This is a genomic window from Peribacillus asahii, assembly GCF_004006295.1.
In the GTDB taxonomy this organism is placed as follows: domain Bacteria; phylum Bacillota; class Bacilli; order Bacillales; family DSM-1321; genus Peribacillus; species Peribacillus asahii_A.
The window spans coordinates 786,446-810,003 of record NZ_CP026095.1; the positions used below are offsets into that span (position 1 = coordinate 786,446).

The 23,558-nt window shown below is 38.2% G+C and carries 21 protein-coding genes and 1 pseudogene; 12 read left to right on the forward strand and 10 right to left on the reverse strand.

All coding sequences use genetic code 11. The annotated features are described in order from the left end of the window. Positions 1-98: 98 nt before the first annotated feature. From BAOM_RS03990 to BAOM_RS04000, 3 genes are all read left to right on the forward strand, one after another. Positions 99-1,082, forward strand: a complete 984-nt coding sequence (locus BAOM_RS03990; protein WP_127759150.1) for a M14 family zinc carboxypeptidase — start codon at positions 99-101, stop codon at positions 1,080-1,082. A gap of 48 nt (positions 1,083-1,130) precedes the next feature. Further along, the gene (locus BAOM_RS03995) at positions 1,131-1,445 is read left to right on the forward strand and encodes a DUF3889 domain-containing protein (RefSeq protein WP_252283047.1); all 315 of its coding nucleotides are present in this window, start codon (positions 1,131-1,133) and stop codon (positions 1,443-1,445) included. Between the two features lie 81 nt (positions 1,446-1,526). Continuing rightward, positions 1,527-2,942 carry a SpoVR family protein gene (locus tag BAOM_RS04000; protein WP_127759151.1) on the forward strand — a complete coding sequence of 472 codons (1,416 nt, stop codon included), beginning with the start codon at positions 1,527-1,529 and terminating at the stop codon, positions 2,940-2,942. A gap of 245 nt (positions 2,943-3,187) precedes the next feature. Here the strand turns inward: BAOM_RS04000 and BAOM_RS04005 are convergent, their stop codons facing one another. Both BAOM_RS04005 and BAOM_RS04010 read right to left on the reverse strand, forming a co-directional pair. After that, positions 3,188-3,847 carry a biosynthetic peptidoglycan transglycosylase gene (locus BAOM_RS04005; RefSeq protein WP_127759152.1) on the reverse strand — a complete coding sequence of 220 codons (660 nt, stop codon included), beginning with the start codon at positions 3,845-3,847 and terminating at the stop codon, positions 3,188-3,190. Between the two features lie 146 nt (positions 3,848-3,993). Then, the gene (locus tag BAOM_RS04010; protein WP_127759153.1) at positions 3,994-4,851 is read right to left on the reverse strand and encodes a manganese catalase family protein; all 858 of its coding nucleotides are present in this window, start codon (positions 4,849-4,851) and stop codon (positions 3,994-3,996) included. A 190-nt stretch (positions 4,852-5,041) separates the two neighbouring features. Here BAOM_RS04010 and BAOM_RS04015 point away from each other — a divergent pair, with 190 nt between their 5' ends. After that, a complete protein-coding gene (locus tag BAOM_RS04015; RefSeq protein ID WP_127759154.1) occupies positions 5,042-5,635 on the forward strand; it encodes a hypothetical protein in 594 nt (197 codons plus the stop codon). Between the two features lie 79 nt (positions 5,636-5,714). Here BAOM_RS04015 and BAOM_RS04020 read toward each other — a convergent pair whose 3' ends face one another. Then, positions 5,715-6,365 carry a hypothetical protein gene (locus BAOM_RS04020; RefSeq protein WP_127759155.1) on the reverse strand — a complete coding sequence of 217 codons (651 nt, stop codon included), beginning with the start codon at positions 6,363-6,365 and terminating at the stop codon, positions 5,715-5,717. Between the two features lie 520 nt (positions 6,366-6,885). Between BAOM_RS04020 and BAOM_RS04025 the strand changes: the two genes are divergently transcribed. Then, the gene (locus BAOM_RS04025; RefSeq protein ID WP_127759156.1) at positions 6,886-7,683 is read left to right on the forward strand and encodes an enoyl-CoA hydratase/isomerase family protein; all 798 of its coding nucleotides are present in this window, start codon (positions 6,886-6,888) and stop codon (positions 7,681-7,683) included. Between the two features lie 92 nt (positions 7,684-7,775). On the opposite strand, the gene BAOM_RS04030 is transcribed toward BAOM_RS04025, so the two are convergent. Continuing rightward, positions 7,776-8,666, reverse strand: a complete 891-nt coding sequence (locus tag BAOM_RS04030) for a LysR family transcriptional regulator (RefSeq protein ID WP_127759157.1) — start codon at positions 8,664-8,666, stop codon at positions 7,776-7,778. A gap of 126 nt (positions 8,667-8,792) precedes the next feature. Between BAOM_RS04030 and BAOM_RS04035 the strand changes: the two genes are divergently transcribed. Together BAOM_RS04035 and BAOM_RS04040 are read left to right on the forward strand one after the other, a co-directional pair. Next, entirely contained in the window at positions 8,793-9,737 is a 945-nt protein-coding gene (locus BAOM_RS04035) for a DMT family transporter (RefSeq protein ID WP_252283051.1), read from the forward strand. Between the two features lie 452 nt (positions 9,738-10,189). Beyond that, entirely contained in the window at positions 10,190-10,663 is a 474-nt protein-coding gene (locus tag BAOM_RS04040; RefSeq protein ID WP_180319817.1) for a chromate efflux transcriptional regulator ChrS, read from the forward strand. A gap of 201 nt (positions 10,664-10,864) precedes the next feature. Here the strand turns inward: BAOM_RS04040 and BAOM_RS04045 are convergent, their stop codons facing one another. Together BAOM_RS04045 and BAOM_RS04050 are read right to left on the reverse strand one after the other, a co-directional pair. Then, entirely contained in the window at positions 10,865-11,404 is a 540-nt protein-coding gene (locus tag BAOM_RS04045; protein ID WP_127759159.1) for a chromate efflux transporter ChrA, read from the reverse strand. Further along, complete coding sequence (locus BAOM_RS04050) at positions 11,401-11,997, reverse strand: chromate efflux transporter ChrB (RefSeq protein WP_127759160.1); 597 nt, start codon at positions 11,995-11,997, stop codon at positions 11,401-11,403. Before BAOM_RS04050 ends, BAOM_RS04045 begins: the two co-directional genes overlap by 4 nt. Before the next feature lie 221 nt (positions 11,998-12,218). Here BAOM_RS04050 and ggt point away from each other — a divergent pair, with 221 nt between their 5' ends. After that, entirely contained in the window at positions 12,219-13,793 is a 1,575-nt protein-coding gene (gene ggt / locus BAOM_RS04055) for a gamma-glutamyltransferase (RefSeq protein WP_127759161.1), read from the forward strand. A 59-nt stretch (positions 13,794-13,852) separates the two neighbouring features. Here the strand turns inward: ggt and uraH are convergent, their stop codons facing one another. The 4 genes and pseudogenes from uraH to BAOM_RS04075 form a co-directional block, all read right to left on the reverse strand. Next, positions 13,853-14,212, reverse strand: a complete 360-nt coding sequence (uraH, locus tag BAOM_RS04060; protein ID WP_127759162.1) for a hydroxyisourate hydrolase — start codon at positions 14,210-14,212, stop codon at positions 13,853-13,855. Beyond that, positions 14,209-14,757 (reverse strand): 2-oxo-4-hydroxy-4-carboxy-5-ureidoimidazoline decarboxylase, encoded by a 549-nt coding sequence (gene uraD / locus BAOM_RS04065; protein ID WP_127759163.1) that lies wholly within the window; start codon positions 14,755-14,757, stop codon positions 14,209-14,211. Before uraD ends, uraH begins: the two co-directional genes overlap by 4 nt. Before the next feature lie 15 nt (positions 14,758-14,772). Next, positions 14,773-16,085, reverse strand: a pseudogene (locus BAOM_RS04070) (nucleobase:cation symporter-2 family protein). 195 nt (positions 16,086-16,280) lie between these two features. Beyond that, positions 16,281-17,897 (reverse strand): PucR family transcriptional regulator, encoded by a 1,617-nt coding sequence (locus BAOM_RS04075; RefSeq protein ID WP_127759164.1) that lies wholly within the window; start codon positions 17,895-17,897, stop codon positions 16,281-16,283. A gap of 204 nt (positions 17,898-18,101) precedes the next feature. Here BAOM_RS04075 and BAOM_RS04080 point away from each other — a divergent pair, with 204 nt between their 5' ends. The 4 genes from BAOM_RS04080 to BAOM_RS04095 all read left to right on the forward strand — a co-directional run bounded on the left by BAOM_RS04080 (position 18,102) and on the right by BAOM_RS04095 (position 23,282). Next, positions 18,102-19,154 (forward strand): aromatic ring-hydroxylating oxygenase subunit alpha, encoded by a 1,053-nt coding sequence (locus BAOM_RS04080; RefSeq protein ID WP_257467616.1) that lies wholly within the window; start codon positions 18,102-18,104, stop codon positions 19,152-19,154. Between the two features lie 224 nt (positions 19,155-19,378). Continuing rightward, complete coding sequence (gene allC / locus BAOM_RS04085) at positions 19,379-20,623, forward strand: allantoate deiminase (protein ID WP_127759165.1); 1,245 nt, start codon at positions 19,379-19,381, stop codon at positions 20,621-20,623. Between the two features lie 15 nt (positions 20,624-20,638). Next, positions 20,639-21,892 (forward strand): pyridoxal-phosphate-dependent aminotransferase family protein, encoded by a 1,254-nt coding sequence (locus BAOM_RS04090; protein ID WP_164853122.1) that lies wholly within the window; start codon positions 20,639-20,641, stop codon positions 21,890-21,892. Positions 21,893-21,899: 7 nt separating this feature from the next. Next, positions 21,900-23,282, forward strand: coding sequence for an allantoinase (locus tag BAOM_RS04095; protein ID WP_127759167.1), 1,383 nt, complete (start codon positions 21,900-21,902; stop codon positions 23,280-23,282). Positions 23,283-23,558 lie beyond the last annotated feature (276 nt).

A 23,558-nucleotide genomic window follows, 5' to 3' on the forward strand; every position in this document is an offset into this window, starting at 1 on the left:
GTTGTTCATTTCGGATAAAAATTTTTCAGACAAAATGTGGTGATACGGTAGAGATAGGCTTGTTTGTATTTACCTGAATAAAAAAATATGGTGAGGATATGAGAAGAATCATCTTAGTATGTTTGGTCAGCTTGTTTGCTTTCCCGTTTCATGCAATGGCAAAAGTCGTGAATGAAGACAAAAATTTATATAGCTTTGAAATGATGGAAGCGGATTTAAAGAGGCTGCAGCAAACGCTTCCTATTGAGGTGCATTCAATTGGAAAATCTGAAAAAGGAAGAGATATTTGGGCAGTAAAGCTTGGGAAAGGGCAGAAGTCTATTTTGCTTGTAGGTGCTCATCATGGTCGGGAATGGCTAACGACACATCTATTAGTGAAAATGCTTGAACAATATGGGACGGCTTATGAAAAAGGGAAACAACTTGGAGAGTATTCAACGAAATTATTAGATGAGATAAGCATTTGGTTCATACCGATGATAAATCCCGATGGTGTATCGATTCAACAAGGTAATTTATCCGGTTTTTCTCATTATGAAAAAATAGTAACGTGGCAGCGAAATAATTACAGTATGGATTGGACGAGATGGAAAGCTAATGCAAAGGGAATCGATTTAAATCGTCAATATCCAGCTGGATGGGATGAAGTGAAGACAGATGTCTCCCAACCATTTTATCAATTTTATAAAGGGAAAAAACCATTTGAAGCAGTCGAAGTTCAGGCTCTAGCCCAATTCACCTATCGTATAGAACCGCTCGTTGCAGTTAGTTATCATACATCAGGGCGTGAAATCTTTTGGCATTACCATAATAAACAGGAGCATATGGCAAGAGATTATGAATTGGCAAAAAAGACGGCGGAATTGACCGGATATAAGCTTTCAAAGCCTGAGAAGCATGCTGTTGGAAGCGGTTTTACCGATTGGTTTATAACCGAATTTAAACGGCCGGGTATGACCATTGAATTAAGTTATTTAGTGGAGGAAACGAATCCGCCGCTATCGGTTTTTCCTGAAGAATGGAAACGCAATCGATTGGTAGGAATGATGCTCGTTAAGGAAGCAGTCAGTGGAATAAAATAGTGAGTACTTCCCATACTATCCGTAAGTAAACTAAAGGGAGGAAGTACAGTGTTAAAAAAATGGTCGTTTATTGTGTTAATGTTTATGATGCTGACTCAAGCTGGTTTTATATCTGTTCAACAAGGAAACAATTATGAGAAATATGGAAGGATTGCTATAGCGGTCGTGCAAGCAGATTATCCGGGCGATGAGGTAACGGATTATCAATATGAAGGACGAAAAGTTCTGGAAAAAGGAACGGTAGAAGATCGTTTTCTATTTTTAGTGAAGGAGCAGGGAAAAGAATTTAATGTAAGGGTCAAAATTAAGCATAGTTTATCTAATAATAAGCTATTGAATTTATCGGTTGAAGAGGTGCGATAGATATCTTATGTAAGGATTCTCGTCATTTTCCTACTATTTGGTCATACATTATGGTAAGGCGAAAAGACGAGGGGGATCTGCATGAATCAGACGGAGCAAAGAGCTCTAGAATATGCGATTAGTGAAATAACGGAGATTGCAAAAGGGTTTGGACTTGATTTTTACCCGATGCGTTATGAAATTTGTCCATCGGAAATTATTTATACGTTTGGGGCATATGGGATGCCTACTCGATTTTCTCATTGGAGCTTCGGAAAACAATTTCATAAAATGAAGCTTCAGTATGATTTCGGGTTAAGTAAAATTTATGAACTCGTGATTAATTCAAACCCATGCTATGCCTTTTTATTAGACTCGAATTCACTCATTCAAAACAAATTAATTGTGGCGCACGTACTTGCTCATTGTGATTTTTTCAAAAATAATATTCGTTTTCAAAATACAAAGCGCGATATGGTAGAAAGTATGGCAGCGACTGCCGACCGTATTCGTGAATACGAAATTCTTCATGGCAAAAAAGAGGTTGAAACGTTTCTTGATGCGGTACTGGCTATTGAAGAGCATATTGATCCATCGCTCATGAGACCTAAACTTTCTTGGTCAATCGATGATGAGGAGGAAGAGGAAGAAATCAAGCCGTCTCCAACTCCGTATGATGAGCTATGGTCATTAGATGGAGCTAATAAGCCGAAAAAGTTACCTGTGAAAAGACGTAAGAAAATCCCGCCAAAACCAGAGAAAGATATCATGCTATTTATTGAACACTACAGTCGTGAATTAACGGATTGGCAGCGCGATATTATGACGATGATTCGTGAAGAAATGCTTTATTTCTGGCCGCAATTAGAAACGAAAATCATGAATGAAGGCTGGGCTTCTTACTGGCATCAAAGAATTATTCGTGAGATGGATTTAAGTTCAGGAGAAGCAATTGAATTTGCTAAACTCAATGCGGGTGTCGTTCAACCTTCCCGAACAAGTATTAACCCTTATTATCTCGGCTTAAAGGTGCTTGAAGATATTGAAGAAAGATACGATAATCCGACAGATGAGATGAAAAAGAGGGGCGTGAAGCCTGGGTCTGGAAGAGAAAAGCTGTTTGAAGTACGCGAAATTGAATCGGATATTTCGTTTATCCGAAATTACTTGACAAAAGATCTTGTCATGCGGGAAGATATGTACTTATTTCAGAAACAAGGGAAAGACTATAAAATTGTGGATAAAGCGTGGGAGCAAGTGCGCGATCAGCTTGTCAGCATGCGTGTGAATGGAGGGTTCCCGTATATTACGGTAAACGATGGTGACTATATGCGAAATGGCGAGCTATATTTAAAGCATTGGTACGAAGGAATTGAGCTCGATCTGAAGTATTTGGAGAAAGTGTTGCCATACATTTACCAGCTTTGGGGACGTCCAGTTCACATGGAATCGATTATGGAAAATAAAACGATGTTGTTTTCATATGATGGAAAGGGACTTCATCGAAAGTATTTATAAGCGTAATGTTAAAAGGCTGTCTCGTAGTGGGAAAATCCACTTATGGGATGGCTTTTATGTTGTTATTTTCTTTATAGGTTTGTTTATATATTTGGACTTTCTATACCATTCTTTACAACAATGTCATTTTTATTAAAAAATAGGCGAGAACGTCCCCTGCCTTGGCGCAGCGTAATGGAAGGAGGTGGGCGTTCAATCTAAAGTAACAACATGATAAAAATAAGTACAAAGTCAAATTTCCTGCATTATTTTCGATACTCAGTTAATGCTTTTATAACTTCGGATTGTCTTTGTTTCGCTCGGTCATTATTTGAATTTAAAGCATAAGCGCTAGGTGCTTGCGGTAAGCCTGCTAAGAGAGTTGCTTCATCGTAACTTAGTTCAGCAGGTGTTTTACCAAAATAATTCTCACTAGCTTCTTTAATGCCATAATTACCAGCTCCATAATAAATAATATTGACATAGAGTTCTAAAATATCATCTTTGTTATAGATTCTTTCAAGGTCGAAGGCAACAAATAGTTCTGCAACTTTTCGGATAAAGGTTCGGTCATTGCTGAAATAAAGATTTTTGGCAGCTTGTTGTGTTAATGTGCTGCCGCCTTGTGTGACCTCCTTTGCTGTTAAATTCACGAAAGTTGCCCTGATGAGTGAAATAAAATCGAAGGCCCCGTGTTTGTAAAAGCGATGATCCTCGATAGCGACAACCGCATCCGTGAAATCAGGAGTGATTTCCTCTAAAGGCACGAAATTTTCATCTTCCCTAATAGAGGCAACTTTTTCGTTAAGCGGAATCTCTGTAACGGCTTCTTTATATTTTAAATAGCCAAGCAATCCAATAATTGAACCGACAAGGAGGGCAATGATTAATCCTAATTTTATTAGTTTTTTTATCAATCTAATCATGAATTTACCTCCTATATTTTGACTTATAGTTTTAGTATATCAAATAGAGGAAAAAGTATAAGGAATCATCAAAAAAGCTGGGGGCAGGGACTAGGAGACGAAAATGAGCATGGAGGTTATCAAAAAGAAAGAGCCTATGCAGGCTCCTAATTGTTTAGGTCATATAGTCCAGGTGCATGTTCATTTGGCATATCAGGCATTTCTGGTACTGGATATCCTTTTGGTGGTTCTGTTACCTTAAGCTCTCCACCATTCCTGCTAGGTGTTGTACCAGTGAAAATTTCACCTATTAAAGTATCGTCGAGTCTAAAATTAAATTGAGCATTATGGAAGCCCATTTCGACATATTTACGACATTCAGGGTATTTATTTAAATCATAGTTAGGGATTGGAAAAAGTTTTCCCCAATCTACACCTAATGTTTCAAGAGCTTTTGCGAATGCATTTTGATGAGCATTATCTCTCACTATTAAAAACGCAATGGTTTCTCGAAGGGTTTTATTGTTACTCATTTCATAAATTCTAGATTTTTGGAGTACGCCAGTCGACTCTAAGACGACATTATTAAGTAAATTAGCTGCTAAGTTACCATGGTCATAAACCCAAGATCCATTCCATGGGTTACCTCCAGCGTCAACAGGTAGGGATGCTTTAGCTCCCATGATGTAATGATGGGGGTTTGCGCCATTTTGTATTACAGCATTTAAAGGGGCGCTATCAGCAGCCTGATTACCAGGCATATCTCCACCAGACTCATTTAAGAGCTGATTAATTGTTGATTGAACAAGTTCTACATGGCTGAGTTCTTCTAAGAATACACCTCTAATAAGATCTCGATATTTCTTTGCTTTTCCTCTAAAATTTGCACTTTGAAAGGAGAACTGCATCAATGTGCGCATCTCGCCAAATTGCCCTCCGAGTGCTTCTTGAAGAACTTTAGCTGCATGTGGATCGGGTTTATCTGGAACAATCATATTGATTAGATCCTCTTTGTAAAAATACATTTTATTATCCTCCTTTTGTTCAGGGTACTTATAGATTATCCAACCTAACTTTATATATGCTGTAGGAATTAAACGGAGGTAGTACAATATAGAGGCTGGGATTTGCTGAATAGTAGACACATTCATCTATGCTTTAGTTTTAGTGTACAATTAAGTTCAGAAAGGAATTTAATTCAGAAAGAGGAAAATAGTGCAACATAATCAATTATTCTTTTTAGCTTTATTAAGTAGCATTTTAGTTGTTTTATATAAGTTTCTCGAATGGCAAATCGTTGAAGTATTGACACCATTTCTTATGCCTTTCCTATGGTTATTGGTATTTGGCTTTTTCTTTGTTATAACAGTACGTACCGTAACTACTCTGTTCAAAAAGAAAGATTGGAAGCCATTCGTCATCCAAACTATTGTCATTATGTTATGGATCTTCTTTCCTTTTACACAAGTCGTATTAGATCTAGATTTTAAAATGAATAAATCCGAAAGAGAAAAGGTTGTAAGTAAGGTGGAGAATGGAACATTTAAACCGAATGTTTCACACGATTCATCCCTTATTCATTTACCTAAAGAATTTGACCAACTATCTAAAGGAGGAGGGGAGATTGTTGTAGAGAAAAAAGGTGATCGCTCTTCCATTCTATTTTTTACTTTTCGAGGCATTTTAGAGGGTTTTTCAGGATTTGTATATTCACCAACTGACCAACAACCTTCTAGAAATGATTTTGACGGGGACTTTAAAGAAATAAAAAAGTTAGATGAAAATTGGTATTGGGTAGCATCTTATTAAACTTAAGGGTGGAAGATCAATGAATGGTCTTGAACATGGACAATAACAAAATAGACTTGTGACTGCCACAAGTCTATTTTTAAAAAGTATGTATCCATTCTTTTTCATCTAAGATGACACCTGTTTTATCTATATAATTTAGAGTAATACTTGCATGTTTTAATTGTGATTCTTTTTTAATAATAGAGACTAACTCATTAAATAGATTCTCATCTCCAACTTCGGGTTTTCTATCCAGGCTAATTTTAATAGACGGGCTTGCTAGTGAATCTTTATAACTGGAAGGCTTATTTGGATCGATATTAAATGTACTTCCTACACTATGATCATAGAATACAAAGAATTGGCTGGCATCTAATTTTCCAAGTTTTCTTTCAAGGGGAGGCTGAATGACCGTTTCTAATTCTTTTGTCCACTTTTCAGAGATATAACTATCCTCCATTTCATTGCTTCCCTCATTTAGATAAACTAAAAATTGAATATGATCTTTTTTACTCTCGACTTTAGCTGCATACTCGAAATTGAAGTTGCCCATATTGTCATAAAGAGTATCGAATATTTCGGTTTCATAATTAAATGTTTGGTCTAAATATTGTTGAGCTTGTTCTTTAACTTTCGCTTCTTCATCAGGATCTGACTTCATATCTTGTATAAACGAAAAAATAATGATTCCAATCCCAACGATTCCAATCCCAATTACCAAAAGGAATCCTTTTAAGAATGTATTCATGGTGAATTTCCTGCCTTTTTACATTAATATCGATTAAAACTATTTTTCTATTAACCGTTTCTTTTGGTGTACAGGCTGCGGCAACAAGTCACATACTGAATAAAACCAATAACATCAGTATGCCATTCAAAAAATAACTAAAATATTATATTTTTCCTAAGAAACCTGCTTACATTAGCTAAAGACCTCTTCTTCCATATAACTTAAGAAGTTCCTTGTCTTTACCATGACATAATTTGGTTTATCAGGTGAACTCTTCCATTGGTTTTAAAATATGGACTCTACTGTTATAACAAATATACCTTTTTGCAATTTGATACCAGAGTTAATGTTAGTTCTTTTCGGGAAGGCCTTATCACTAAAAAAAATCAAAGTATACTTAAAGTAACTGGTGCGTTGATCTAAATAGGATTAACGCTTATTTTTGTAGAACTAATTGTACTGAATGAAGCAGGATAGTTTAATGCAATTAACGAATAAATGTAAAGAAATACTATTTTAATATGAAGGGGAAATACATATGGATAATAAATTTGTGCTTTTATCAGTTCAAAACCATGTAGGCGTAATTACTTTGAATCGTCCAGAAGTTGGTAATGCTTTGAATCTAGCGATGGCCAAAGAGTTGATGGAAGTAGCTATCCATTGTTCAGAAAGTAATGAAATTAGAGCAGTTGTCATCACTGGAGCTGGAAATAAATTTTCAGTCGGCGGCGACTTGAAAAGTTTTGCTAACGAAGGTAATCAAATTGGTTCCCATTTAAAAAGCGTTACTGCCTATTTACATCAAGCTATTTCCTACTTTGCTAGAATGAATAAGCCATTTATTGGAGCTATTAATGGAGTAGCTGCAGGTGCAGGGATGAGTCTTGCTTGTGCATGCGATATTGCATATGCTTCAGAGAAATCAAAGTTTGTGATGGCGTATAATAAAATCGGATTAACTCCTGATGGTTCAGGCAGTTATTTCTTACCGAAAATTGTTGGAGTAAGACGTGCGTTAGAGTTGATGTATACAAATCGTATGTTGGATGCTAAAGAAGCATATGAGTGGGGAATCATTAACCAAGTTGTTCCTGAAGAAGAATTAATGAGTGTTGTTCATGAACTAGCAGAGAAGCTGGCGAGCGGGCCAATGGAAGCATATGGTGCAACTAAGAAATTGTTTTATCAGTCTTTGCAGGAAACTCTAGAATCTCAAATGAGTTTAGAGACACAATCATTGGCCGAAAGAGCAAATAGCGTAGAGGGAAGAGAAGGGATTTCAGCATTTTTGGAAAAACGAGAGGCTGACTATTTGAAGTTTAATAAAGAATAATACGGATGGTATAAGCGATTGCTTATTCGTGCAAAAACAGGAGGCTGATCCACAACTTGTGGATCAGCCTCATCTGTTCAACAACTAGCATTTCAAAGTGTATTGCGGTGTGCAGGCTCATTTAACCACGATTTCAAATATTCAATGAACTTTTTCGTAGCTGGAGCAAGGTTTTTAAAAGATGTAGCAGCGATGCCAATAGTACGGTAATTCTCTTGTTCAAAGTTAAGAATACGAACGTTCTTTGGAACGCGATACAAAGCCATTTCAGGAAGAATAGCGATTCCGATACCATGTTGAACCATTGAAAATATGGCTTGATCATCTGCAAGCTCAAATTTTATATTAGGTGTTATGTTGTTTTCTTCTAAGAGCCGTCTTAAATCATTATCGCTCCCTTTCTTTGACATGATTAATGGCTCCTCTTCAATCATTTTAAAATTAAGCTCCTTTTGTTGAACAAGAGGGTGTTCATCATAGAGGAGGCAAAGCATTCTATCTTTTTTTAAAGGGATTACTTCAAAGCGATGCAAAGTTGGTAAAGACACAAAACCAAAATCAACGATACCGTTTGATATCCAATACTCAATATCATCATAATTTCCTTCCAGCAATTTAATTTCTATAGAAGGATAATATGTATGAAAATTTTTCAAGATTTCCGGCAGCCATTGAGCCGATACACTTGAAAACGTTCCAATACGTACCTTACCGGTTGTTAGACCATTGATATTAGCTATTTCTTGAAGCATTTCCTCGTTCCATTTTAAAATTTCCCGTATGTATTTTAAGACATGTTCTCCATTGTTTGTCAAATTAATACCTGATCGTCCTCTATTGAGAAGCGAAAATCCCCATTCCGATTCAAGACTGGCGATGGCATGACTGACCGCAGACTGGGTTAAACCAAGAGTTTCTCCCGCCTTTGTAAGGCTCCCTAATTCTACCACCGTACTAAAAACTTCAAACTTAGCAAGCGACAAATTCCTCACTCCACTTACATGAATTTTTTTCATCTGATTACTTAAAAACATTCATTTTTCTTATTAAAATTTTACTTTTATACTAATTAATAATCAATACATAAGAATTAGGTCAGGTGGTAAAAAATGAACGGGATTAAAATGCTCGGTGTAACAAAGGGCGCAGGTGCAAATGCTCAATTGAAAGCAGATTTCACCATGTTGATAGTCACAATGTTTTGGGGTTCATCCTATTTATTTATGAAGATGGGACTGGAATCTATTCAAGGATTTAACTTGGTCGCATTACGGTTTGGAATAGCCTTTATTTTAGCTGGGATCATATTTTATAAACGCTTTGTGCGTGTGGATTTTCGTACTATAAAATATGGATTTTTATTAGGGACCATCTTGTTCTCAGCAATTTCGGTTGTCACCATAGGAGTAAAATCCACATCTGCTTCAAATGCAGGATTTTTATTCAGTCTTACAGTTGTCTTTGTCCCCTTGTTATTAGCCGGGTTGTTTAGAGAAAAACTTGAGAAAAGAATTGTTTTTGGCGTAGGCTTCTCTATAATAGGTATCGCTCTTTTAACTTTAAATAATGGATTAACAATTAGTTCTGGAGATTTCCTCATCATTTTAGGTGCATTATTGTATGCTGTTTACATCATTGTTACAGATAAGGTAACGAAAAATTCAGATTCTATTATGCTTGGAGTCTTACAACTTGGCTTTACGGGGGCGTGGGGGCTGCTATTTTCATCTATTTTTGAAACTCCGCATCTTCCTACCACAACGGAATCATGGGTTTCTATTTTGATATTAGGCATAATTTGCAGTGCATTTGGATTTATTGGTCAAACCGTAGCCCAAAAATATACGACACCAACGCATACAGGTCTCATATTTTCATTAGAACCCGTTTTTGCAGCATTATTTGCTTTTGTTTTCGCAGGCGAAGTATTGGCAGAAAGAGGGTATCTAGGAGCAAGTCTTGTCTTAATAGGTCTCTTAATTTCCAAGATAGATTTTAATAAAACCCTAATGAGAAAAAGATATAGCAAAACAGCTGAAGGTTCTGAAGCTTAGCTGTAGAATGGGTTATGCATAAAGACATTGAGCCACTAAGTTCCCTTGGTGGTTTTTTGTTGTATGGTGATAAATAAGGTATTCGCGATGACAAATATGTTGTATAAAGGAAACTTTTTGGGATTTATGAATAGGATATAAAAAAGGAGTTGGTTCAGATGATTTGTTCAAACCGCATCCAACATAAAATTATAGGCTATTCACTCTTGTTTAAAAAGCTCGGAATTTTTAATGAGGCGGAATATAAATATATTGTTGAGACATATCAAGTGAAGGAGCATTAAAAAACGGCTTGCGGATGAGCCGTTTTTTTTAGTGCAAATAAAACTAAAGCAGGTGAATGAGAAAGAAGGAGACAAAGTGAATATATCGCAAGGAAAGTCCTAGAAATATTTTAAGTTCCAGACCTTTTTTGAGATAATAAAAGAAAAAGAAAGCGGGTGATGAAAAAAATGGAGGAGTATCAAATTCCGAATTTAAAAATCGATGAATTAGATAAAAAAATTCTTTCTATCTTACATGAAGATGGACGGATTTCTTATACGGATTTAGGAAAAGAAGTAGGGGTATCCCGTGTCGCTGTACAAACACGAATTAATAATTTACTGGAAAAGGGTGTGATTGAAAAGTTCACGACCGTTATTAATCCAACGAAGGTTGGAATTCATGTTTCGGCGTTTTTTAATGTAGAAGTCGAACCAAAGTTTCTAGAGTCTGTTGCTGAGCTGCTTGAACAAGATCCCGCTGTAACGAGCTTATATCATATGACAGGCCCTAGTAAATTACATATGCATGGCATTTTTAGTGATAATCAAGAAATGGAACGCTTTTTAACGGAAAAGTTATATGCCGTAGAGGGTGTTGTCAGTGTAGATTGTCAAATTTTAATTAAGCGTTATAAAAGTAGAATGGGCATGAAGTTATAAGGGCTGACTAAGTCCCTGAAATAAAAAGCATCAACGAAAATCCAATGTGACAGTCCAATTTCTTTGTTGGATTTCTAGATTTTATCTTTCATAACTCGGCTGAAGGACATTTCTCTTGCTGGATTCCGGAATGTTGTCCTTCATAACTTTTGGGACAGCCTCCTAAGCCAAAAATCAAATAATCCACCTGTTTAAGGTGGATTATGACGTCCATGGGATAATAATTCCACCATACATAAAGGCAAGAATAATGACAAATGCCGGATGGATCTTGAATTTACCTAATGCTAGAAAGGCAAAAAGCGCAATAATGAGTGAGTGTACGTAGCCGATTGAATGAACAGCATCGGTTGCGATTGTTATAGTAATAAGAAGCATCATAATGGCAATAACAGGTTGGGCGAGCAGGGATACCCCTTTGAAGACAAGGGAGTGACGATAACGTCGAATGATTTTCAGTAATAAAATGAGTGCAACCGCTGAAGGGACAACTGTACCAATTAACGCCATAATGAACCCTGGCCATCCGTATACTTCATATCCAACAAAGGCGGCGATTTTCGTAGCGATAGGTCCCGGAAGAGCATTACCGAGTGCCAGCATATTTGAAAATTCCGTATTGTTGAGCCAACCATAACGCGTAACAATTTGGTCGTACATGAGTGGAATCGATGCAGGGCCGCCGCCATATCCAAGAATATTGGCAATGAAAAAGGCTAAAAAGATGGGAAACCAAATCATGAGGCAGATTCCTCCTTCTTATCATTAGAATGGCGTTTTGATGCGAATTTACTTTTGAACTTAAAATGAACTGTTCCGTAGGCAAGGAAAATCATAATAACAATGCCTGGGTGTAAAGAAACAACTTGCAGAAGGATAAAAGAAAGAGCGAAGAAGAAAATACCAAGGATGATACCTAGCCCTTTTACTGATTTTTCACCGAATTCATACGCCATCTGTCCAAGCATTACAGCAACAACGGGCATCACAGCTGCAATCATGCTCGCTACAACGGCAGAACTGCTCAATACGCTTATAAAAGCGGCTAAAAATACCATCGCAAAACAAGTTGGTAAAATATGTGCACATACGCTTACAAGTGCTCCAGTCCATCCTTTTGTTACATAGCCTAAGTAAGCGGCCATTTTGGTTGCGATTGGTCCAGGTAATGTATTGGCAATCGCTAGCGTTTCACCGAATTCATCATCATCCAGCCATTGATAACGGGTAACCGCTTCATGGCGAATTAAGGGAATAACGGAAGGTCCACCGCCGAATCCTAAAATTCCGCTGCGCATCATGCCCAGTGTTAATTCTTTATACCGATTTCCCATATGGGTTCCTCCTTACTGAATCTTCTAAACTATTTGTATTTATAATAACAAAAAATATTTCCAAAAGTATATAAAGTTTTTTTAAAAGTTACGAAGTGAAATAAAAATAGGGATTATATATAAAAAAAGAAATAAAAAATGATGAATGAATCAACAAATTGTTGTTAAAAAGAGGTATAATAAATTTACTGAATAGTTAATAAATTACAGGAGGGAAGAAGATGAAATCGATTGTTGGTACAAAAAGCATGGTTGTTAGTCCTCATTATTTAGCCTCAATGGCAGGGAATCAAATGTTAGAAAAAGGAGGAAATGCTTTTGACGCTGCGATTGCAGTGAGTGCTTGTCTTGCGGTAGTTTATCCGCATATGACGGGATTAGGCGGTGACTCTTTTTGGTTAACGTATAAGAAAAGTGAAGGGAAAATTCGCGGTTATAATGGCAGTGGAAGATCTGGAATGGGTGTGACAAGAGAAGCTTATAAGAATGAGACGAGCATTCCGTTTCGCGGAGTTCGCAGTGCCATTACAGTACCTGGAATGCTAGATAGCTGGGATGCTATTTTACAAGAGTATGGAACGATGACATTAGCTGAAGTATTACAGCCTGCAATCGAGTATGCAGAAAAGGGCTTCCCCATTACAAAAAATCAAGTTGTCTATACAGAGAAGAATCAAGAATGGATTGCGAAAACCCGAGTTACTGCGGATATTTATATGCCTAATGGAGAGATTCCGCAAGCTGGTGAGCGATTTATTCAAAAGGATTTAGCTGCTACATTAGCGTTGCTTGCAGAAAAAGGGCGAGATGCTTTTTATAAAGGTGAACTAGCAGAAGAGATTGTTTCCTTTTTAAAAGAACAAGGCGGATTGCTTACAATAGATGATTTTGCCGCTCACCGTGGCAATTGGGTAGAGCCTATTTCAACAGATTATCGCGGTTATACGATTTATCAAGTGCCGCCTAACTCTCAAGGATTTGTTGGTTTGATGGCATTAAATATTCTTGAGAACTTTCAGTTACAAGAGATTGAACATGGATCGGCTGAATATTATCATTTACTTGTAGAGGCTTTAAAATCAGGTTTCCGTGATCGAAATCAAGTATTAACAGATCCGGAGTTTTTTGATATCCCGCTTGAAAAATTATTAAGTAAGCAATACGCGTCTAAACTAGCTGATGCGATTCAAACGGATGCGAAGCCATTGACGAGTCCTTCGCTTGGAAGTGATACAGCTTATGCCGCAGTCGTTGATTGTGATGGAAATGCGGTGTCGTTTATTCAAAGTTTATATTTTGAATTTGGTTCAGGGGTTGTTGCTGGGAATACGGGTATTCTTTTGCAAAACCGCGGTTCCTTCTTCTCATTGGATTCGCATCATGTAAATGCGTTGGAGCCTGCTAAGCGTTCGTTTCATACGTTAATGCCGGCTATCGCTTGTCAAAATGGAGAGCCTCGTATTTTGTACGGAACGCAAGGCGGGGAAGGACAGCCGCAAACGCAAACCGCGATTATTACTCGGATGATTGATTACGGAATGGACCCGCAACAGGCTATTAGTGAGCCGCGCTTTGTTTGGGGAAGAACGTGGGGAGAAGATAGTGAGGCTTTAAAAATCGAAAGTCGAGTAGCAGCTGATGCCATTCAAACGTTAAAGAACAAAGGTCATCTCGTAGAAGTAGTTGAAGAATTCGATGGCATCATGGGGCACGCTCAAGCCATTCGAATTGATGAGCATAATTTCCTTCAAGGTGGAGTCGATCCAAGGGGCGATGGCGCTGCAATTGGGTCTTAAAATATTAATATAAATCCCTCCGTTCAGTATGAGCGGAGGGATTTATATTTCTTACTTGTTTAGCTTCCACGATACACTTGATATCCCCAAGGAGAAACAAGCAGGGGTACGTGATAGTGGGCCGCAGGATTGGAGATTCTGAACCGGACTGGGATTTGTTCTAGAAAAGGAGGATCTGGTAAAACTACCTCCTTATTTCTGAAATATTCACCAATATAAAAGAGTAGTTCATAGCTTCCTGCTGTGACCTCCTCATCTGAAAGCAGGGGAGCGTCACAGCGTCCATCTTCATTCGTAACAGCTGTACGAATAAGTTTTCGTTCGTTTGATGTTGGTTCGAAATAATACAGTTCAATTTTTACGTTGGCAGCGGGTTGGCCGTGAGATAAATCGAGAATATGTGTTGTTAAGCCTGTCATAAGCGCTCCTTATTGGTAAGATTATTGTTTGCTGCTGCAGCTTCGTTTTTCATGGTCGTTTTTTTAAGTAGCCGCAGTTTAGATATTTGGTAAATTTGTAATAACGCTGTTTCGAATTCCACTTCTGTTGGATTGTCAATTCTTATGTTCATCGCTTCATAAATTTGATGTTTATCTTTGCCGCGAACAGCAATGATGAATGGAAAGCCAAATTTAGATTGGTAATTTTGATTTAATGTAAGAAAGTTTTCGTATTCTGCAGGAGTGAGATTTTGTAATCCAGCTCCTTGCTGTTCATTGATGGAATCTTGGCTCATTTGCACTTTGTCGCCGAGATTAGGGTGAGCTTGGATGAGTGTAAGCTTTTCTTCAGTGGAGGCGTTTTTAACAATGCTCACCATATGTTGATGCATCTCTTGAAAAGAAGAGAATGGTTTGGCATCATATACTTTTTTAGCAATCCAAGCTGAATGTTCAAATAAATCGCCGAACAGTTGGACGAACTCCTCCTGGCTTGTTTGATTGACGGTTTCAAGAGTTAACATATATGGTAGCTCCTTTTAAGAAATTTTAGATGATAATTCGACTTGTTGAGAGACAGGATCTGCCTGCTTTGTTTTGGTTTTAGAGAGAAGTAAATTGATTAAAATCGCTGCTAAGCTCCCCGTAATGATACCATCTCCGACAATGATTTTTAAACCTTCCGGAAGGCTGAAGAATAATTCAGGAACTACTGTTGCACCAAGACCTAGTGAGATTGAGCAAGCGATAATCAGTAAGTTGTTGTTATCGGAAAAATCTACATTATTCAGCATTCTAATACCGGATGAAACAACCATTCCGAACATGACAACCGTTGCGCCGCCGAGTACAGGTGTTGGGATGATTGTTGCTAATGCCGCGATTTTTGGAACTAAACCAAGTCCGATTAGAAGAAATCCAGCGGCGATTGTAACATTTCGTGTTTTAATGCCTGATAATTGAACAAGTCCGACGTTTTGAGCGAAAGTGCTGTAGGGGAAAGCGTTGAAAAGACCTCCTAATGTGAAGGCCAGTCCTTCCGCTCGATAGCCGCGAACGAGATCTTGTTCAGAAAGCTCTCGACCCGTAATTTTTCCAAGTGCAAGGAAAGCACCGGTAGATTCCACGATAATGACGATTCCAACGATAATCATTGTTAGGACAGGAATAACCTCGAATGTCGGGACACCAAAGTAAAAGGGCATTGGTAAGTGGAACCAAGATGCTTCGCGAACAGGAGTTAAATCAATCTTACCTGTGAATGCATAGGCAATTGTTCCAATGATAATACCGATCAAAACGGAAATGGAACGAATGAAGCCTGTGAAGAAACGATTGATTAATAAGATGATTGTTAAAACACCGAGGGAAAGAATTAAATTTTGGGCTGATCCAAAAGTAGGGCTGTTTGGTCCGCCAGCCATATTTTTAATACCTGTAGGGATGAGTGAAAGTCCGATAATCATGACTACCGTACCTGTTACAACAGGCGGAAATAATTTAATCAGTTTACCTAAGATGTTTGAGCAGAGAATGATGAATAGTCCGGCTGCGATAATAGCTCCGTATATAGCGGTGATTCCGTAGTTTACATCGACTGAAATCATCGGTGTCACAGCAACGAAGGAAGTGCCTAATACAACAGGTAATCCAATGCCGAAAAATTTGTTTTTCCATGTTTGAAGTAAAGTGGCAATTCCGCACGTTAATAAATCAATAGCGATTAGATAAGATAGCTGCTGTGCATTAAATCCTAGTGCTCCGCCAACAATTAATGGGACAAGAACAGCACCAGCATACTATGTTGAAGCCCGAGTGAAAGCGTTTTTGTTTTTCCGATTTGATCACCCATAATAAAACTCCTCCCGAAATAAATGTTATATTTTTTAACATAATATGTTATTGGTATTTACATATTAATAAATATTCTGAAAATTGTCATTAGATAATATAGACAATATTTATCTAGTTATCTAGGCGTTTTGTCTAAGTGCGGGATAAAAAAGAAAGACTTCTAAGTTAGAAAAATCTAACTCGAAAGTCTCTCCTATAGATTTAATAATGTTTTAATTCGCAGAGCAATTCGGATTTGAAGGGTTGTATCGGCATCTTTTAAACTTTTTCCTAATAAATCTTCGCATTTCTCTAACCGGTATATGACTGTATTGCGATGTACATATAGACGTTTAGCTGTCTCCGAGATTTGACAGTGCGTTTCTAAATAAACAGACATGGTTTGCAGCAGAATATTCTCTTCCTCTTTATTCGCTGTAGTAAATCCTTGCAATGTGTAAGTATAGAAGTTTTTAAGATCCTCTTGAGGAATAGCGCGTAATAATTCGATAATGTCCTTTGTTCGATAAAAGCTAATATATTGCGTTTTTCTTGAAAGACTGCCTTCTTTTAAAGCGCTCTTTGCTTCTATGAAGGCGTTTTTTATATGAAAGAAATTTTGACTAAAGTTACTAACTCCGAATGAAATCGTTGTTTCAAAGTGTGTGGAGATCTTCGTTTGAAGTTCACTCAATAGTTCGGTAATGAAGTCCATCGTGTCACTTGAAATTTCTTCTCCTTCATATAACAGAATGCATAGCTTTCCTTTTGAAAAAAAGTGAATGGAAATTGTTGAATCGAACAACTCTTCTTCAATGAATTCAAAAATCGTATCTATTTTTTGTTGGAGCTCGCTATAACTAGTGTTTATGTTTGTTTCATCTAATTTGCCGACTAAGCATATGTACGGTTTGTTCACTTGTATGGAAAATTCTTTTGCGCGATTTGTAATTTCCTCCTGGGATGAGAAAGCATCTTCTAGAAAATGAGTGAAAAAATCATTGTGAACACTACGTTCATGTTGTTTGAGTGTATGTTCTTGCATAAGGGCAAAAGAAATGACATTGGTAGCTTGTTCGATTGTTAGTGTAGTAAGATGATCGGACCCTTTGATTTCTCCTAAAATAGCTAAATAACCAAAATTTTTACCACTTGTATAGATAGGAAAGACGGAATAGGTTTGCCGGTTAAAGAGAACGGAAAAAGAAAGGAACATTGTCTTTGAGATGGAAAAACTAAACCCTTTTGTTAGTAAATGCTTGATGATGGTGAGAGGCTTGGAGTTTGAGTTGGGCTGTGAAGTTGGTTTTAGGTATTGGTTAATTAATACGATAGGAAAGCCAATCATTTCTGATAAACGGTCTAATAATTTTGGAATCCCTTTTCCGTCCATGATTAAATTAGTGAATTGTTTATGTGTTTCCATGACATACGTTAATTCATTGGCTCTTTGATTAAGGATTGCATGGAGGGCGTGATTGACAATTTCGCCGAGTGATTGTTCCAATGGGAGCTCTATGATAGGAAAGGCTAATTGATTAGCTGTCTCGATAACTTTTTCAGGTACCTCCTGAACGAAGCGTTTTGTTTTAATGCCAAGTCCAGCACAGTTTTGTTCAGCCATAGCCTCAACAAGCTCGAGAAGGGCATCTGGGTGGTCTTTTAAATGATAGGCTGTTGTGACGAGCAGCTCGTTTGGTTTGAGATAAGGGATGATATCGGGTGCATCCATCATATTGACGGTAAAAACTTCGCGTTCCATTCCTGCTGATCCGGCGATGAGATTTGTGTTGGCTAAGTTGGGAATTTGCAATAATTCGGCAATCTTCATAACGAACCTCCTTAGTGTGCTAAAAATAAAATTTCTTTTATATTATCATACAATTCCTTTGGCATATCTTCTAAAACGAACGTTTTCGATTGTGAAAGGTTACAAAATATCAATATATGTAAGGAAATGTAACATATAAGAATGATTTTTGTTACAATTTTTGCTACTATTTAAAAAAAGTAGCATGAAAGGAAGCGAATACGGATGAATGAATCTATGGCGATAAAAAAGAAAAAAAGAGTCACTCCAATGCCGAAACAGTGTACGTTTAGTACGGAAGATTGGACCGTTTTATCTCAATATTGGTATCCGGTGGCAACGATTGAAGAAGTGACGGAAAAGCCAACCGGTATTAAGTTATTAGATGTTCATCTTGTGTTATATCGGGCGAATGGAAAGATTATTGTCGCGCGCGATTTATGTCTTCATCGTGGTGTTCCACTTAGTATGGGGTGGGTGGAAGGAGATGACATCGTTTGTCCTTATCACGGATTTCGTTATGGGCCTGAAGGAAATTGTACATCTATTCCAGCTCATCCTGATGCAAAAATTTCTCCGCGTCTTTGTATCACCATTTATCCGACTGTAGAGCGCTATGGGTTAGTATGGACTTCGCTAGCTGGAGAGGAAGAGAATATTCCGCCGCTTGAGGCGTGGGATGATGAAGAATATTTGAATATTTTACCGCCGTTTATTGATATTGCAGGATCTGCTGGTCGTCAAATGGAAGGATTTTTAGATGTGGCCCACTTTGCTTGGGTTCATTCGAAAAGCTTTGCTGACCGAAATAATGCATTTGTTCCAAGCTACAAAGTAGATAAAACAGATTATGGTTTGCATGTCGAGTATGTAAGTACGGTTAGCAATTATGGCAAGAGTCAACAACATTTAGAGCCGCCCGGTTTTAAATGGTTACGAGTGTTTGATGTATATCCTCCTTTTGCTGCTCGTTTGACTGTTCATTTTCCGAATAACGGGAAGTTGTTTATTTTAAATTGTGTAAGTCCTGTTTCTGCCCGTCAAACGCGCATGTTTTCCCCAATGGCAAGAAATTTCGATAAAGATGCACCGATTGAAGATACGTACGAGTTTAATTTGCAAATTTTTAATGAAGACTGTGAAATGGTGGAAAATCAAAAGCCCGAAGAGTTGCCTTTAGACCTGCAAGCGGAGGCTCATATTGTAGCAGATAAAACATCGATTAATTATCGTCAAATTCTGAGACAAATGGGATTAGGGGAGAATTATACGAGTTAATTTGTATGAAGAGGGTGCCCTATAATCTGTAGGCACGCTCTTCTTTTTAACCTCGACTATGTTAAACGATATTGCCAATTAATCACTTTATACAATTCAGCTTTAACATTGGTTAAGTTGCACAATAAGATAAATAAATTCGCGCATATTTGCTAATGAAGCTTGCGGTGCTAAAACGTAAAATAGTAGTTAACTATATAGAACAGTTGAAAGGAAGGATTGTGATGGCGATACCGCTAGCAACTATTTCAGGGAAAAACAATGTTGTCTCAATGATTGAATGGCTGGCTTCCTTTGGAGCTACAGCAAATAGAGGCGTTACTCGTTTACTATATTCGAAAGCATGGGTTCAAGCACAGCAAGCATTAAAAGCAGAAATGAAATCGATTGGACTCGATGCATATTTTGATAGTGTAGGGAATTTATTCGGTCGATTAGACGGAACTGAATCAGCTGGTAAAGCAATCTTAACAGGCTCTCATATTGACACGGTTGTTGATGGTGGAAAATATGATGGGGCTTACGGGGTTATTGCCAGTTTACTAGCTGTAAAGAGATTGAAAGCTAGGTATGGAACACCGAAAAAAACAATTGAGGTCGTGTCTTTATGTGAAGAAGAAGGAAGTCGTTTTCCATTAACATTTTGGGGTTCAAAAAATATTCAAGGTGCATACAGTCTGGATCAAGTACGGGTTGTAAAGGATTCAGAAGGGGTCCTATTCCTTGACGCTATGAGGGAAGCGGGTTTTCCTCCGGAGCATTATGAATCACCTAAACGTCAGGATATTGAACGATTTGTTGAAGTTCATATCGAGCAAGGCATTGTGTTAGAGAAGAATAAGAAATCATTAGGCATTGTAAGTCATATTGTTGGTCAACGTCGTTTTACAGTCACAATTGTTGGTGAAAGTAACCATGCTGGGACAACACCGATGTATTTTAGAAAAGATGCTGTCAGCGCTGCTTCGGAGCTTATTACTTTTTTAACAAAGCGTGCACAAGAAATCGATTCGCATTTAGTAGCAACGGTTGGGAAGATAGCGGTTAAGCCGAATGTTCCGAATGTAGTTGCTGGAGAAATCGAATTTAGTCTAGATATTCGTCATCATCAAGAAGAAGTGTTACAGCGATATTGCCAAGAACTCTTTGCATATATGGAGGAAAAAGTAGAAAAAGCAGGTATGACCATTACAATTTCGAAATGGATGGATGTAAAGCCTGTTGAATTGAATCATGAAATGAATACAGTAATTCAACAATTGGCTGATACACATCAGATTTCCTATCAAAATATGATAAGCGGCGCTGGACATGATTCGCAAGTATTTGGAAGTTTTTGTCCAACGAACTTAATTTTTATTCCTAGTCATAATGGAATTAGCCATTCTCCAAGAGAGTTTACGAGCGTTGAAGATTTAGAAACAGGAATCGAGATTTTAAGTGAAATATTATATAAATTAGCGTATTAAAGGGAGCTGACAATCATGAAATATTCTGAACTACATACCCCGCTAAGAACGATTATGACACCGGGGCCAGTTGAAGTTGATCCACGAGTGCTACGAGCAATGAGCACACCTATATTAGGACAATTTGATCCTGCTTTTACAAACATCATGAATGAGGTTATGGAGATGCTTCGCCAACTTTTTCAAACGAATAATCGTTGGGCATTTCCGGTAGATGGGACATCAAGGTCAGGAAACGAAGCGGTTCTTTGCAGCATTATTGAACCGGGAGATCGTGTATTAGTACCGATTTTCGGTCGATTTGGTCATTTGTTTGTCGAGATTTGCGAACGCTATGGTGCTGAAGTGCACACGATGGAATGTCCTTGGGGAGAAGTATTTGAACCGGAAGAGGTTATTGCGGAAATGAAAAAAGTTTCGCCGAAGATTGTGGCGCTAGTTCATGGGGAAACGTCAACAGGTTGCATGCAGCCATTGAAGGAGATTGGTCAGGCGTGTCGAGAGCTAGATGTTCTTCTAGTCGTTGATGCGGTTGCTTCAATTGGCGGTACAGATATTAAAGTAGATGAATGGTGTATCGATGCTATGATTGGTGGTACTCAAAAATGTTTATCGGTACCCTCTGGTATGGCGCCGATTACGTATAACGATAGAATTGAGAAAATTCTGTCAGAAAGAAAAAAAGTAGAGCACGGGATTGCGACAGCGGAGGACTTACAACAAGTTCGAAAGGGCATACCGATTAAAAGTAATTATTTTGATTTAAGTATGCTTCAAGATTATTGGGGACCGCGCCGCTTAAATCATCATACAGAAGCAACCTCAATGTTGTACGCGCTTCGAGAGGGACTACGTCTCGTTTTGGAAGAAGGGCTAGAAGAGAGATTTAAGCGTCACGCCTTTCATGAAGCGGCATTAGTTGCCGGTCTAGAAGCAATGGGGTTAACCTTGTTCGGAAGTCGCAAACATAAGCTGCCTTGTGTCACGTGTATCGAAATTCCTTCAGGTGTAGACGGGGAATCCGTACGCAGTATGCTATTAAATCAATTTGGAATTGAAATTGCGTCTTCCTTTGGACCGCTTCAAGGAAAGATTTGGAGAATTGGAACGATGGGCTATAGCTGTCGAAAGGAAAATGTTTTGTTTGTGCTAGGTGCTTTAGAGGCGGTGTTATTGCGTCACGGTTTTGAAGTGAAGCGAGGAGAAGCATTACAAGCCGCTCTTAATGTTTACATGGCGGAAGTGAAAGAGCCTGTGAAGGAGGTGTAGGAGTATTATGGAGACATACGATTTAATTATCCGTAATGGCTTAGTTGTGTTACCGACGGAAGTTAAACGAACGAATATTGCGGTGAAAGATGGAGTGATTGTTGAGATTGCCGATCATCTTGTTGGGGAGGCTGCAGCGGAATGGCGTGCAGATGGTCAATATGTTTTTCCAGGGATGGTTGATGTTCATGTTCATTTCAGTGAGCCGGGACGTGCGCATTGGGAAGGATTTGAAACAGGATCTCAAATGATGGCAGCAGGAGGCTGTACAACGTATTTCGACATGCCGCTGAATGGGATTCCTTCAACGATCCATAAAGAAGCATTGCTTGAGAAAGCCAATATAGCTGCTCAAAAATCATCTGTTGATTTTGGATTATGGGGCGGACTTATTCCAGGAAATATTGCGGATTTAAGAGAGCTTGTGGAGTCCGGAGTAGTAGGGTTTAAAGCCTTTCTTTCAGCGTCTGGTAATGAAGAGTTTGAACGAGTGGACGATCTAACCTTATTGAACGGGATGAAGAAGATTGCTTCATTAGGAAAAGTATTGGCATTGCATGCTGAAAGCGAAGCAATCACGAGCTGGTTACAAGCAGAAAAAGTTCAGGCAGGGCTAGTCAGTGCAAAGGACTATGCTTCTGCAAGACCGGTGCTTGCGGAAGTAGAGGCTGTAGAACGTGCATTAACGTATGCAGAATTAACGGGATGTCCGCTCCATTTTGTTCACATTAGCAGTGCGGCGGCTGTTGAAAAAATTGATCAGGCGAAAAAACGAGGGCTTAATGTTACAGTAGAAACTTGTCCGCATTATTTACTATTTAATGATGAGGCAGTGGTAGAAAAAGGACCAGTTGCAAAATGTGCCCCACCGTTACGATCTCAATCTGAACAAGAAAAGCTTATCGAATTATTTAAAGAAGGCAAATTTGATATGATTTCTTCCGATCATTCACCTTGTCCGTATGAATTGAAGGATCCAGCGGTTCATAGTTTTTTTGAAGCTTGGGGAGGAATTAGCGGCGGCCAATTTTCATTGCTGTCCGTCATTCAATTGGCAATCGAGCATGATATTCCTTTTTTCAAAATAGCTGAAGTAACCGCTGCTGCTCCTGCAAAAAGATTTGGATTATCAGCTACGAAAGGGAGCATACAGGTCGGAATGGATGCTGATTTTGCCATTGTTTCCTTGAAGGAGCCGTTTATGGTGACAGAGGATCGATTCTTTGCGAAGCATAAGCAAACGATTTATAACGGTCATACATTTCCTTGTACAGTCGTCGCCACAATGAATCGTGGACGTGTTGTGTATCATAGAGGAAGCTTTAGTAAATATAAAGGAAAATGGATGAAGAACAAGCGAAAAGAAGAGCCGGCTATTATTTTTAAATAAAGTGAAACTTCCGGATATGAAAAAAGTTAGAAACTCTTCATACTCGCTAACATCTAATTGATATGTATGTAGAAAGCTTTCATCATCCATTGACCGGTGTTCGGATATGCTGCTATTAAGTTGCAAAAATGCATGATACTTTTTCGTGTCATGCGCTTTTTGATCAAACCTTATTTCAAAGCTACACTAGTTCAGGTAACACGGCTGGTATTTTAAAAGATGGAGAATGTTTATATGTAGAACACTTTGTCATAAAGTCTTCGAACATTTTACAAT

Bases quoted from the DNA above. Each gene is read 5' to 3' on its own strand.
- BAOM_RS03990 (WP_127759150.1), top strand. From the start codon at position 99: ATGAGAAGAATCATCTTAGTATGTTTGGTCAGCTTGTTTGCTTTCCCG.
- BAOM_RS04000 (WP_127759151.1), top strand. From the start codon at position 1,527: ATGAATCAGACGGAGCAAAGAGCTCTAGAATATGCGATTAGTGAAATA.
- BAOM_RS04005 (WP_127759152.1), bottom strand. From the start codon at position 3,847: ATGATTAGATTGATAAAAAAACTAATAAAATTAGGATTAATCATTGCC.
- BAOM_RS04010 (WP_127759153.1), bottom strand. From the start codon at position 4,851: ATGTATTTTTACAAAGAGGATCTAATCAATATGATTGTTCCAGATAAA.
- BAOM_RS04020 (WP_127759155.1), bottom strand. From the start codon at position 6,365: ATGAATACATTCTTAAAAGGATTCCTTTTGGTAATTGGGATTGGAATC.
- BAOM_RS04025 (WP_127759156.1), top strand. From the start codon at position 6,886: ATGGATAATAAATTTGTGCTTTTATCAGTTCAAAACCATGTAGGCGTA.
- BAOM_RS04035 (WP_252283051.1), top strand. From the start codon at position 8,793: ATGAACGGGATTAAAATGCTCGGTGTAACAAAGGGCGCAGGTGCAAAT.
- BAOM_RS04040 (WP_180319817.1), top strand. From the start codon at position 10,190: ATGGAGGAGTATCAAATTCCGAATTTAAAAATCGATGAATTAGATAAA.
- BAOM_RS04045 (WP_127759159.1), bottom strand. From the start codon at position 11,404: ATGATTTGGTTTCCCATCTTTTTAGCCTTTTTCATTGCCAATATTCTT.
- BAOM_RS04050 (WP_127759160.1), bottom strand. From the start codon at position 11,997: ATGGGAAATCGGTATAAAGAATTAACACTGGGCATGATGCGCAGCGGA.
- ggt (WP_127759161.1), top strand. From the start codon at position 12,219: ATGAAATCGATTGTTGGTACAAAAAGCATGGTTGTTAGTCCTCATTAT.
- uraH (WP_127759162.1), bottom strand. From the start codon at position 14,212: ATGACAGGCTTAACAACACATATTCTCGATTTATCTCACGGCCAACCC.
- uraD (WP_127759163.1), bottom strand. From the start codon at position 14,757: ATGTTAACTCTTGAAACCGTCAATCAAACAAGCCAGGAGGAGTTCGTC.
- BAOM_RS04075 (WP_127759164.1), bottom strand. From the start codon at position 17,897: ATGAAGATTGCCGAATTATTGCAAATTCCCAACTTAGCCAACACAAAT.
- BAOM_RS04080 (WP_257467616.1), top strand. From the start codon at position 18,102: ATGAATGAATCTATGGCGATAAAAAAGAAAAAAAGAGTCACTCCAATG.
- allC (WP_127759165.1), top strand. From the start codon at position 19,379: ATGGCGATACCGCTAGCAACTATTTCAGGGAAAAACAATGTTGTCTCA.
- BAOM_RS04090 (WP_164853122.1), top strand. From the start codon at position 20,639: ATGAAATATTCTGAACTACATACCCCGCTAAGAACGATTATGACACCG.
- BAOM_RS04095 (WP_127759167.1), top strand. From the start codon at position 21,900: ATGGAGACATACGATTTAATTATCCGTAATGGCTTAGTTGTGTTACCG.